The sequence below is a fragment of the Acetobacter sicerae genome (genome assembly GCF_011516765.1).
Lineage (GTDB): Bacteria > Pseudomonadota > Alphaproteobacteria > Acetobacterales > Acetobacteraceae > Acetobacter > Acetobacter sicerae.
Window position 1 is genome coordinate 120,661 of record NZ_JAAABN010000010.1, and the last position, 12,681, is coordinate 133,341.

The 12,681-nt window shown below is 57.2% G+C and carries 7 protein-coding genes; 2 read left to right on the top strand and 5 right to left on the bottom strand.

Annotated features, from left to right (window positions below; all coding sequences use genetic code 11):
• Positions 1 to 359: 359 nt before the first annotated feature.
• On the top strand, positions 360 to 2,750 hold the full coding sequence (locus GVI59_RS12290) for a TonB-dependent receptor plug domain-containing protein (protein ID WP_338422096.1): 2,391 nt from the start codon (positions 360 to 362) through the stop codon (positions 2,748 to 2,750).
• Between the two features lie 148 nt (positions 2,751 to 2,898).
• On the opposite strand, the gene putA is transcribed toward GVI59_RS12290, so the two are convergent.
• Positions 2,899 to 6,549: a bifunctional proline dehydrogenase/L-glutamate gamma-semialdehyde dehydrogenase PutA gene (putA, locus tag GVI59_RS12295; RefSeq protein WP_173574503.1), complete on the bottom strand. Its 3,651-nt coding sequence runs from the start codon at positions 6,547 to 6,549 to the stop codon at positions 2,899 to 2,901.
• A 265-nt stretch (positions 6,550 to 6,814) separates the two neighbouring features.
• Here putA and GVI59_RS12300 point away from each other — a divergent pair, with 265 nt between their 5' ends.
• On the top strand, positions 6,815 to 7,507 hold the full coding sequence (locus GVI59_RS12300) for a GntR family transcriptional regulator (protein ID WP_173574504.1): 693 nt from the start codon (positions 6,815 to 6,817) through the stop codon (positions 7,505 to 7,507).
• A 62-nt stretch (positions 7,508 to 7,569) separates the two neighbouring features.
• Here GVI59_RS12300 and acs read toward each other — a convergent pair whose 3' ends face one another.
• From acs to GVI59_RS12320, 4 genes are all read right to left on the bottom strand, one after another.
• On the bottom strand, positions 7,570 to 9,528 hold the full coding sequence (acs, locus tag GVI59_RS12305; protein WP_338422097.1) for an acetate--CoA ligase: 1,959 nt from the start codon (positions 9,526 to 9,528) through the stop codon (positions 7,570 to 7,572).
• A 199-nt stretch (positions 9,529 to 9,727) separates the two neighbouring features.
• Positions 9,728 to 10,873: an alanine racemase gene (alr, locus tag GVI59_RS12310; RefSeq protein ID WP_173574506.1), complete on the bottom strand. Its 1,146-nt coding sequence runs from the start codon at positions 10,871 to 10,873 to the stop codon at positions 9,728 to 9,730.
• Positions 10,874 to 11,026: 153 nt separating this feature from the next.
• Positions 11,027 to 12,049 carry an NAD(P)/FAD-dependent oxidoreductase gene (locus GVI59_RS12315; protein ID WP_173574507.1) on the bottom strand — a complete coding sequence of 341 codons (1,023 nt, stop codon included), beginning with the start codon at positions 12,047 to 12,049 and terminating at the stop codon, positions 11,027 to 11,029.
• Between the two features lie 121 nt (positions 12,050 to 12,170).
• A complete protein-coding gene (locus tag GVI59_RS12320; RefSeq protein ID WP_173574508.1) occupies positions 12,171 to 12,644 on the bottom strand; it encodes a nuclear transport factor 2 family protein in 474 nt (157 codons plus the stop codon).
• Positions 12,645 to 12,681: the final 37 nt, after the last annotated feature.

The window sequence follows — 12,681 nt, forward strand, 5'->3', positions numbered from 1 at the left end:
AATGGAAACTGCCAAACAAAAATATACAGACATAATTTCAAATAATTTCTTTTTCATATGGCACTTTAGATTTTTGAATACACTTTATGATTGCGAATAAAGTTTTTCAAACATTACATTTTGCAAAACTTGTTTGTTAGGAACAGCCATTGAAACAATAATAAACCACCCAAAATCCATCGGTGTAATCAATGAAAAATAATTTTATATTTTCTGTTTACAGCGGAGACAGAAAAGCCATCCTCCCCGTTGTCCTGCTTTCCAGCGTAATGTTCCCTGTGGAATCCCGGTCTGAAACAGTTCAAAGCACTACATCCCAGTCCAATGAGGCTGTGATCGTGACAGGAACACGCTCTGCCGTGAAAGCGTCCAGAAGCATGGCGCCGATCGCCATCTTCACAGCGGCAGATCTGAAAAGAACGGGTCAGACCAGTCTGAAAAATGCTATTGTTGCTCTTGATCCTTCAGCCAGCAACACACCAGGTTACCCCGGTCAGTTGGGTTTCACCACCAAAACCATGTCGCTGCGCGGTCTTGGCGCCAATGAGACTCTTGTTCTGGTTAATGGAAAACGTCGCCACACAATGTCTTCAGTTTTCTACGGCGGGGCTATGCAGGGGCAATCTCCCGTCGATCTCGACATGATTCCAATGAGTGCTGTTGATCACGTCGAAATTCTCAAGGATGGCGCCGCAGCCCAGTATGGATCTGACGCCATTGCGGGAGTAGTCAACATCATTCTTAAATCAGCCGATCATGGTGGTTCTCTGGATGTTGGTTACAATCAATATGGCTGGAGTGTTGGCACACTGGGCGATTTCGGGAAAGGCGGTAACCTGAACTACAATCAGGGCTTCAAGATAGGCCACGATGGCTTTCTGAACATTACGGCAGAATTTGTCGGCAATCAGTCAACAAATTACGGAGGGTATGTCCCCAAAACGCAAGGTGGCAGTGCAGTTCTTCTGTATCCACGACTGGCCGATGACTCAGAAGACCCACGGGAAAATGGAAATCGCTACCGACAGATTTCGGGCAGCCCTGAATCAGAACGACAGAGCATCTCATATAATCTTGAAATTCCCATTGGAAAATCAACACGATTTTATTCCTACGCGACATACACACACCGTACCGCTTTTGTCGCTGCCTGGTACAGACCATCCAATTCCCAACAGAATATCATGAGTGTTTATCCAGACGGTTATCTGCCGACCGATACGACGGAAGATCATGACTTTCAATTTACCAGCGGTTTCAAGGGAGATAATTTTTTCGGCTGGCACTGGGATGGAAGCATCAATTACGGACGGAACAACAGCAGTATCGGTATCCAAAATACCATTAACAACTCGCTGGGACCAAACAGTCCTCATGATTTTCATCTGCAGTCTCTTGCCAATTCAGAACTTACTGCTGATTTCGACATCCGCCGTCCATTTCACACAGGTCTTTTCAAAAATCCCTTACAGGTCGCTGCAGGTCTTGAATACCGATATCAGCAGTATCAGGTCAGCGCCGGAGAATGGGCTGCGTGGGCTGATGGTGGGTATATCAATCCCGCCAGTTATGTTTTCCCTACTCCGACCGCAGCTCTTCCATTCGCCTCCGGTCTGGGCGCAACCTCTCCATCCCAGGCAGGCACGCACGACCGTATGAATGGAGCTTTCTATCTCGATCTGACCCAGAAAATAACAGACAGAATAACGGTAGCGCTCTCAGGACGGGATGAACAGTACAGCGATTTCGGCAACGCCTTAAGTGGAAAAGCTTCCCTGCGTTACCAGGTCACTCCATGGATCGCCCTGCGGGGATCAGCCAGTAACGGCTTCCATGCCCCTACCCTGCAACAGGAATATTTCCAGAGCACAGCACTTTATTATTCAATACTGCCAAGCACGAACCAACTCGTGCAGTCCTATACCAATTATGCTTCAGTGAACAATCCAGGGGCCCGTGCGCTTGGAGCAACTGCGCTCAAACCCGAAACCTCCCATAATTTCAGCGTTGGTTTCGTTCTGACCCCTCTGAAACGACTTGATATTTCCCTGGACGCCTATCGTATCGACATTTTCAATCAGATCGTACCCATATCAGTGTCTGGTGCGGGTGTTTCCGGGGCCACTGTTCTCGATATTCTCCATCAGGCTGGCGTAGTCCCGAATGACGGGCGTTACTATGGCTATACTTATGAGCGGAATGCCGCGCATACCCGCGCCATGGGATTGGATCTTCAGGCTCATTACCTAAGCAGTTTCGGTAAAGCCGGAACCGTTGTGTGGACCGTCATGATGAATCAGCAACAGCACCAGATCATGCGGACCAACCCCTTAAACGTCAATCTTGGTGCGGGTGTCACAGCATTATATCGCAGTCAGATCGGTAACATGACAGCAATCTATCCACGCAATACATTGCGGTTGAGTGCGACATGGAACATCGACGCCTGGAGTACTACAGTCAGAGTTTCACGCTATTCAAAAACCCAACTCTGGAGTGATCGGGGAGCAGCATACGATCAGACAGTCGCACCCGCATGGCTTGTTGATTTCGATGTTTCCTACACATTCCCGAACAGAATCAGGCTCTCTGCTGGAGGAAACAATGTTTTTAACCATCGGCCCCAGAGTCTCAGCAGTCTGGCGCAAGGCGCTCAATCCTTACTCCAGGTCAATCCCAATTATAGCTATGCTTCGGCCTATGGTTTGGAGGGGGGGTACTTCTATGGTCGCCTCAATTACACATGGTAAATACACACCATACCAAGGAAACAATTTTCCAGAAAAATCTATTGTGATACTTCTGAAAACGCGCTTCACGGTATCATCATGCAATACAAAAAAAGACTACAGCAGCGTTCGTGCCGTAGTCTTCTCAACTTCAGAGAGGAAAGGTTTCTTACCCCAGCGTCATCAGGCTCGCGTTTCCACCTGCCGCCGTTGTGTTGGTGCTGCGGGACTGCTCCTCCAGCACGCTTTCGGAATGCGGCAAAGATGTTCCGGTCAGATAAGCCGGGACAATCGGCCCGTTGCCTTCCGCCAGTTCCTTGCGGGCCTGACGGAAAATCGCATTATCTTCCTCACCCAGCAGGACCGCACAGGGCTCGGCAGTCGCACTCGCAACAAGGCGGATAAAAGGATTCAGTCTGAAAGGCAGCGTCCCGATCCATCCCGTCAGGTCGGCAGGCGCAAGGATCAGCACCTCGTTGCCTCCCGACAAGGCGAATGAAATCTGGTCGAACAGTCCTTCCTGCGTGACAGGAATGCACAGCACCGCGCCACGCGACGTCAGACGATAGAGATTCTGCTCACCGACCGGCCCCGGCAGGACGCGTTCCTCGCCGAAAAGAGACCGACCTGAGCAGTCCCGGGAAACCTTCTGGGCCCGGACATCCCCCCGACCGCACAGCCAGTCCGTCCACATCGTCTTTTCCGGTGTCACCTGACTCACTCCCGTCTTTTCGACAGCGGGCGCCTCCGACAGCAGACGACGCAGGATCAGTGGGCCACCCGCCTTCGGTCCCGTCCCGGAAAGCCCACGTCCACCGAACGGCTGCACACCAACGACAGCGCCAATGGTGTTTCGATTGACGTAGAGATTTCCAGCATCAATACGCGACAGCACATGACGGACCATGGAATCCAGACGGGTGTGCAGACCGAATGTCAGGCCATAGCCGGTGCCATTGATGTCATTGAGCAGATCATCGAGACGGTCGCGCTGGTAACGCACCACATGCAGGACAGGACCAAACACCTCCGGACCGATCTCACGGATACTGTGCACCTCGATCAGGGTCGGAGGAACAAAGCTGCCGTTGGCGCAGTCCTGTGGCAGGTTCAGAGAAGTGACCGGCGCTTTACGCTTGCGGAACACCTCAATGTGTTTCGTGATTCCTGCCGCAGCTTCCGCCGTGATGACCGGTCCGACATCGCAGGACAGTTCCGCCGGATTACCGATCCGCAGTTCGTCCATTGCGCCACGCAGCATGGTCAGAACGTGATCGGCGCAGTCCTCCTGCACGCAGAGAACACGCAGCGCCGAACAGCGCTGACCAGCACTGTCGAAAGCGGAAGCCAGCACATCGACAACCACCTGTTCCGCAAGAGCGGAAGAGTCGACGATCATCGCATTCTGGCCGCCGGTTTCAGCAACAAACGGCACCGGCTGCCCTGTCGTGGTCCGGCGGCCCTCAAGCTGACGGTTGATCAACTGCGCCACCATCGTCGAGCCGGTGAACATCACGCCCATCACACGCTCGTCGGCCACAGCAGCGGCCCCGACATCGCCTTCTCCCGGCAGAAGATGCAGCACATCCACAGGAACGCCTGCTTCGTGCATGATTTTCACAGCTTCGGCTGCAATCAGAGGTGTTTCTTCAGCCGGTTTTGCAATGACCGCATTGCCTGCCGCCAGAGCCGCCGAGACCTGCCCAAGGAAAATCGCTAGCGGGAAGTTCCACGGGCTGATGCAGGTCACTACACCCAGTGGCTTGTGTGTGTCGTTGTTGAAATCCCGTCGGATCGTCGCGCCGTAGTAGCGCAGGAAATCGACAGCCTCGCGCACTTCGGCCACGGAGTTCGGCAGGGATTTCCCGGCCTCGCGTCCGAGGAGAGCCATAAGCGCCGGATGACGTTCTTCCAGAATATCCGCAGCTTTTGCAAGAATGGTCGCACGATCGTCCGGGCTTGTTTCCGCCCATGCCGTCTGACCTTTCACGGCGGCGTCGACAGCCTGCGTCACCACCTCCGGCGTCGCCCAGACGACTGTCCCTACAACGTCCCGCCGGTCAGCAGGATTGGTCACATCCTGCTTCGGACCAGTGGAGATCGTTTTACCTGAGACAATCGGACCAGCGTCCAGTGTGCGGGGCGCATTGCGGATGCCCGCCTCCAGTTCGGACAGAACACGCTCGTCGGCCAGATCCACACCCGCCGAGTTTGTCCGCTCCGGCGCAAACATGTCCTGTGGCTTGCGAATTTCCGAATGTGGCGCACCATACGGTGTGTAGCGCCGCGCCACTTCAATCGGATCTTCAATCAGCCTGGCAACAGGAATGGCAGCATCGCCAATCTGGTTCACGAAGGACGAATTCGCACCGTTTTCCAGCAGACGACGCACAAGATAGGCCAGCAGGGTCTTGTGCGTGCCGACTGGTGCGTAAATGCGAGCCGGGCGGTTCAGCTTGTCCGCACCGACCACCTGTCGGTAAAGCGGCTCGCCCATGCCGTGCAGGCACTGAAACTCGTAGGACCCGACATGAAAGTCTTGGCCTGCCAGCGTGTAGATGGTCGCCAGAGTGCGGGCGTTATGCGAGGCGAACTGCGGAAAGATCGCATCCCGTGCGTCCAGCAGCTTACGGGCGCAGGCAATGTAGCTGATGTCCGTGTGACATTTGCGGGTATAGACCGGAAAATCGCTCAGCCCTTCAACCTGAGTCTTCTTGATTTCGCTATCCCAATAAGCGCCTTTGACCAGACGCACCATGATGCGATGATTCGTCCGGCGCGCGAGGTCAATGATGAAATCCAGAGCGAAAGGCGCACGCTTTCCGTAGGCCTGCACCACGAAGCCGATGCCGTTCCAGCCTTCCAGACCCGGCGTGGCGCATAGCGCTTCCAGAATATCGAGCGACAGGTCGAGACGCTCGGTCTCCTCGGCGTCGATATTGATCCCGATGTCATAGCGTCGGGCCCGCAGCACGAGATCCTGCACGATCGGCAGCAGTTCGTTCATCACCCGGTCGCGCTGGGCGCGGGAGTAACGGGGATGCAGCGCCGACAGCTTGATGGAAATACCGGGACGTTCGTAAACGTTCGCGCCTCTGGCGCTGCGACCGATCACATCGATCGCCCTGATATAATCCTGCCGGTAACGCTCGGCATCGGCGGCGGTGTAAGCCGCTTCACCCAGCATGTCATAGGAATAGCTGAAGCCCTGCTCTTCCAGTTTCTGACTGTTCCTGCGGGCCTGTTCGATGGTCTGTCCCAGCACGAACTGCTCGCCCATCAGGCGCATGGCGGCATCGACGGCCTTGCGCACGACCGGCATGGAGTTGCGCTCGACAAACCCCATCAATGCGCCGGACAAACGTTTCTCGTCATGCTCGCCCATGAGCCGTCCGGTCAGCGCCAGCCCCCATGCCGCCGCATTGGCGAACATCGGCTTGCCACGCGCGACATGCGAGAGCCAGTCACTCTCCCCGATCTTGTCCTGAATCAGCGCGTCGCGTGTCGCCGTATCGGGAATGCGCAGCAGAGCCTCGGCGAGGCACATCAGCGCGACTCCCTCCGTCGTGGACAGTGAGAACTCCTGCACCAGTGTTTCCACAAGTCCCGGATTCCGACGGGCGCGCAGCGTCTCCGTCAGGCGGGCGGCGATTGAAGTCACGGCGATGTTCTGTCCGTCCGTCAGGGTCGCGGCGGGCGTCAGAGCCTCGACACACGCGGCTTCAGGCTGGCGAAAAGCGTTGATGATGGCCTTTCTCAGCGGCGGCAGGGACGAAAAGTCCGGAACGGAGGCTGAGTCGGGGAGGTGTGTTGCTGTCATGGGAGCGACATTCCAAAAGGCCGGCCAGAGTGTCAGCCCTGATGCGATGCTGACCCATCTGGTTGCGGTATCACAATGATAATTTCTCCCATGTCATAGAAATATAATCACCGCAATATATTATATTATCAGAGCGGCGCTCCGCTCTGACAGCCTCTTTTCCGCCTCCCGATCTCCCCTTCCGATCAAGGCCTGACCAAACATTACGATTATGGTATGATGCGCCCTGCCTCACAGACTTCTCTCTGACCGGAATGCCGTCGAAATGCTGCCGACCCGACTTTTTGCCAGTGTAGAAACCATCGCGCATGGCACCGCAGCTGAAACGATCTGCATCGCCCTGCGAAACGCCATCCTCGCCGATATTATCCAGACAGGGCAGGCGCTCCCTCAGTCCGAACTCGCCAATGGATTCGGGGTCAGCATCATTCCTGTCCGGGAAGCGCTCAAGCGGCTGGAGGCGGAAGGGTTCGTCACCTGCCTGCCCAACCGGGGAGCAGTGGTCATTGGTCTCGATGAAGAGGATATTCTCGAATATTCCCGCATCCGCGCCCTGCTGGAAGAACAGGCGGCGGCGGAAGGCGTACGAAACATGACACGGGTGGACCTCGCTCATGTCGAGGATGCTTACGAAGCCTTTGTAGAGGATGGCGTCACCCATTCGGGCAGCCTGAACAGGGCGTTCCATAACGCCATCTATGCTGCCGCCAGACGCCCCTGCCTGCTGGAAATGATCGAAGACCTGCACATCAAGCTTGATCGTTACATCCGTGGGCATCTGGTCATTGAGGGTCGCAAGGCCATCACGGACCGCGAACACAAGGCCATACTGGACGCCTGCCGCGCCCGCGACCCGGAACTGTGCGCCCGCCTGACCCGGGACCACATTCTGGAAGCCGCCACTATTTCGGTGGATGTTTTCCGCAAGAAGGTCGCCGAGGAAGCGGCTGGCAGATAAGTCCCGTCTGGTCTGAACGCCACAGGCATGAAGGGCAGAGTCATCCTCCGCCCTTCATAAACTCACGCTTTGCCGACGATCCTGATGAGATCGTTCACAATCCCCGGATTGGCCAGCGTGGACAGATCGCCAAACCCTTCCGTCTCGCCACAGGCAATCTTGCGCATGAGCCTGCGGACATTCTTGCCGGATCGTGTCTTGGGCAGGTCCGGCACGACATAGACCGCCTCCGGCACCGCATAACGCCCCACCTTGCAGGCGATGGTCCTGATGACCTGATCCTTCAGACCAGTCGTCTGCTCTTCGCTCAGTCCTTCATGCGGCACGATATAGACCACAAGACCCTGCCCCTTGATGTCGTGGGGAATACCCACGGCGGAGCTTTCGGAAATATCGTGAATTTCCGAAATGGCGTCCTCGATTTCCGCCGAGCCGATACGGTGACCGGACACATTGATCACGTCGTCCACGCGCCCCGTGATCCAGTAATACCCATCCGCGTCGCGGCGCGCGCCATCACCCGTGAAATAATGACCGGGATACGGCTTGAGGTAGGTTGTCTGGAACAGGGCGTCATCATTCCAGATGGTCAGGGCACGCCCCGGCCATGAGCCGTCAATGCACAGGATACCTTCGACAACTCCATCCAGCGGCGTGCCTTTTTCATCCAGCAGCACAGGATTGACGCCCGGCAGCGGCAGCGTGGCCGAAGCAGGGCGCGGTTCGACGGCATAGGGCACCAGCGAAATCATCGCCCCTCCGGTTTCCGTCTGCCACCATGTATCGACCAGCGCGCACCGCCCGCCGCCGATCACGTCATGAAACCAGGTCCACGCCTCGTGATTGATGGGCTCGCCGACAGATCCCAGCACCCGGAGGCTCGACAGGTCATAGCCGACGGGAATCTCGTTGCCTTCGCTCATCAGCGCCCGGATGGCGGTCGGCGAGGTGTAGAACGTCGTGACACCGTGCTTCTGGATCACATCCCACCAGCGGCCCGGCGTCGGGTGAGACGGCATGCCTTCGAACAGCAGCAGGGTCGCACCGTTGGCGAGCGGACCATAGGACACATAGGTATGCCCCGTGATCCAGCCGATATCGGCCGTGCACCAGAACACGTCGCCCGGCTGATGATCGAAGATCAGCTCATGCGTGTAGGACGCCCATGTGAGATAGCCGCCGGTGCCGTGGACAATGCCTTTCGGCTTGCCGGTGCTGCCAGACGTGTAAAGCAGGAACAGCGGGTCGGTCGCATTCATCGCCTCCGGCTCGCACGTCGTCGGAGCCGCTTCCAGCAGAGGCGTCAGCAGCGAGTCACGCTCCTCGGTCAAAGGCACGGCATCATCCGTCACCTCGACCACCAGCACGCGCCGGACCGTCGAAGCCTCGCCACGTAAGGCGATGGCCGCGTCCATCGTGGTCTTGAACGGAATCCGTTTCGCGCCACGCCGCCCGACATTGGCGGTAATGACGACAACAGCCCCACTGTCAGCCAGACGGTCAGCGATGGCTTCAGCGGAAAACCCGCCGAACAGGACCATATGCATCGCGCCGATCCGCGCGCACGCCTGCATGGCGATGATGCCTTCGACCACCGCAGGCAGATGAATCGCTACCCGATCGCCGCGCTTGACGCCGCTATCCCGCAGGATGTTGGCCAGCGCGCAGACGCGGGCATGCAACTCGCGATAGCTCAGGCGAAGGACATTGGAATCCTCCTCGCCCTGCCAGATGATCGCGGTCTGATCTCCGCGTGTCGCCAGATGGCGATCGAGGCAGTTCACGCTTGCGTTGAGCGCGCCATCCGCAAACCAGCCCTTGCCAATATCCACGGCTGACTTCGGCGCGACGGACCACGCCAGACGGCTGCTTTCCCTGAGCCAGAAAGCTTCCGGATCGTTTCGGGCCGTTTCAACCAAACGCTTGTAAGATTCGGGGGTCAAACGGGGCGTGGACAACATGGAGCGGTCTTCTTCTTCTTTTTGGTGAGAGAGTTTGAGTTCAGCGCCGAAACCAGTCACTGCAATAATACTGACCGGTTTCCCGCCGACTGAACAAGTAAAATATTATCCTGACCGTGGAGTTCCCGGAAAACTGCGGCTTTTACGGCACAGATTTACATGAATGAAAATGTTGTAAATCCACTTACGCGCGCAAAACAAACCGAATTCATGCTCTGAAAACCGTCAGTTTTCCGATGATTTACTTACGCTATAGAAATCATTCGTTTCCTGTATAGGTGCGATGATAGCGCCTGCCGAGATCGGTCAAAAATTCGTAACCGATGGTCCCGGCAGCCATCGCGGCGGCGTCCAGAGGATTATGCGGCCCGATCAGATCGATCAGATCGCCTGCCCGGACGCTGCCCTCCGGAAGATCCGTGACATCGACAGCAAGCGAGTCCATCGAGACCCGCCCGATGACCGGCAGCGGAACATCAGACTGCGACGGCAGGATAGCGGCGCCATGCCCGGAAATGCTTCTCAGAAAGCCGTCGCCGTACCCGATTCCGAGCAGCGCGATACGGCTCGGACGGGGAGCGATGAAACCGCCGCCATACCCGACAGCCTGCCCTTCCGGGATCGACCGGGTCTGGATGACACGCGCCTGCAGACGGATGACAGGCTTCACCGGATTCGGTTTGCCGGGTGTGGGATTGACGCCATACAGGGCCGCGCCCGGACGGACGAGGTCGAAGTGCCAGTCCGGCCCAAGAAAAATGCCCGAAGATGCAGCCAGACTGCGCGGCGCTTTCGGCAACATCGCGCTGAGACGCTGGAACTCTTCCAGCTGCGCCCGATTGCTCCGGACTTCGGGCGTATCGGCGCAGGCGAGATGACTCATCACCAGCACCGTCTCGATGCCGTCAAGAAGCGTGGGATCTGCGGCGATTTTCGCGACTTCCTCGGCATTCATGCCAAATCGGGCCATGCCGGAATCAACCTGCAACACGGCAGGCAGACGCCGCCCCAGTTCATGGCTCAACGCACGCCACTCGGTCAGTTGCTCCATGCTGTTGATGACCGGCACCAGTCCGGCCTCCAGCAGGTCACGCGCCGTGCCGGGAGGCGGACCATGCAGCACGAAGATCGATGACTCAGGATTTTTGACAGAAGGTCGGAGCGCCACGCCCTCAGCCAGATGTGCGACGAAAAAGTGCCGGCAGCCGGCTTCCTCAAGAACAGGCGCGACAAGGGAAGCATCCAGCCCGTAGGCGTCCGCTTTCACGGCGGCGGCGCAGAGCGGGTGTGGAACGGAGAGCGGACCCGGTCGCCGGATGACCTGACACAGCGTGCGATAATTCTCTGCGACAGCCTGAAGATCGATATTCAGAATGCCGCCAGCCCATTGCGCCGCTACGTTCATCGCCTCACATCTCCGCCACTGTCCGTTTCGCTTCCAGACAAAAAGACTAGAGCATCATGGGACCTGATGGAAACAGGCTGTCAGAGAAAGATTGCCTGCAAACCGGCTTTCTTTCTCCGCAAATCCTCTCACATATGACGGCAAAAGGCCGTTTTACGCGGAGCCGGGCACGCCCTTGCTCGTTGAATATTCGAAATGAAGAGCCTGATTCGGATTGACGATGGCGTAAATGGCATGCGCCGCCATGGCCGCCTCGCTGAACCCCTGCAAAATCAGCTTCAGCTTGCCGGGATACGACGCAATGTCACCAATGGCGTACACGCCCGGAAGCGAGGTCTGGCAGGATGACGGCGTGACGGGAATCGTCGAGCGCGTCTGATCGATGCCCCATTGCGCGATCGGCCCGAGGTCGGTGGCGAGCCCGAAGAAGGCCAGCAGATGCTCGGCCTCCAGTGTTCTCACCTCGCCTTGCAGGGTGGCGACGTCCACGCCGGTCAATTTGCCTTCCGAGCCCTGTAGCCCTTTGAGCTGATAGGGCGTGATCTTTTCCACCACACCTTTAGCAATCGCTTCCTCAAGCTGACTCAGGCTCTCCGGAGCGGCACGGAACTTGTCGCGGCGATGGACCAGATAAATCTTGCGAGCGAGGCGGGAGAGCGACAGCGCCCAGTCGATCGCAGAATCGCCTCCCCCGGCGATCACCAGACTCTTGTCCTCGAAATCGGCTTTGCGACGGACACTGTAGCGCACTGCGCCTGTCATCTCGTATTCCTCAAGCCCTTCAAGCGGCGGCCTGTTCGGTCCAAATGCGCCCGCACCCGCTGCGATGATTACGGCTTTCGCATGGATCACATCGCCCTTGCTGGTCTCCAGACGAAAATCCCCGGCCGAGCCTGTCAGACCTTCGACACGACGTCCAAGCAGTCGCGGAATGGAGAAAGGTTCGATCTGTTCGGAAAGTTTCTCGATCAGTTCGCCGCCCTCAATCGCGGGACAGGCGGGGATGTCGTAAATCGGCTTCTCCGGATAGAGCGCCACACACTGGCCGCCGATCTCATCCAGCGCATCGACCAGGATGCAGTTCATCTTGAGCATACTGCACTGGAAGGCGGCGAACAGTCCGGTTGGACCTGCGCCAATGATGACAACATCCGTGCTGACTGTGGCGCCTGACATGCGACCGCGTTCCTCCTGCTGACTATCGCTGAAGATGTTGTGCGCCAGCGAGCAGCAGGAGGCAATATTCACTCCGCCCCGATGCGTTCAACGTCGGGGCGTCCGCCACTGTGTATTCGGACTACAGGCCCAGTTCCGTCAGTCCCGGATGGTCGTCTGGACGACGTCCCTGGGGCCAGAAAAACCGGCGATCACTTTCTGTGATCGGCATGTCATTGATGCTGGCGACACGCCATTGCATCAGACCCGCCGCATCAAACTCCCATAGTTCATTCCCGTAAGACCGGAACCAGTTCTGCTGGTCGTCATGCCATTCATAGACAAAACGGACGGCAATACGATCTTCGCGAAACGCCCACAGTTCCTTGATCAGACGATAATCCTGTTCCCGCCTCCACTTCTCTTCCAGAAACTCGATGATTTTCTCACACCCTTCCAGAAACGTGATTCTGTTTCTCCAGACGCTGTCCGTCGTGTAGGCGAGCGCAACCTTTTCAGGCTCGCGACTGTTCCATGCGTCTTCAGCAAGCCGGACTTTTCTGGCGGCGTCAGCTGCGGTGAGAAAGGGCGGCAACGGTGGGCGGGGCTGTTCCATGATGTACGATCCTGCATTGAAGAGAAGCTTGATTTTA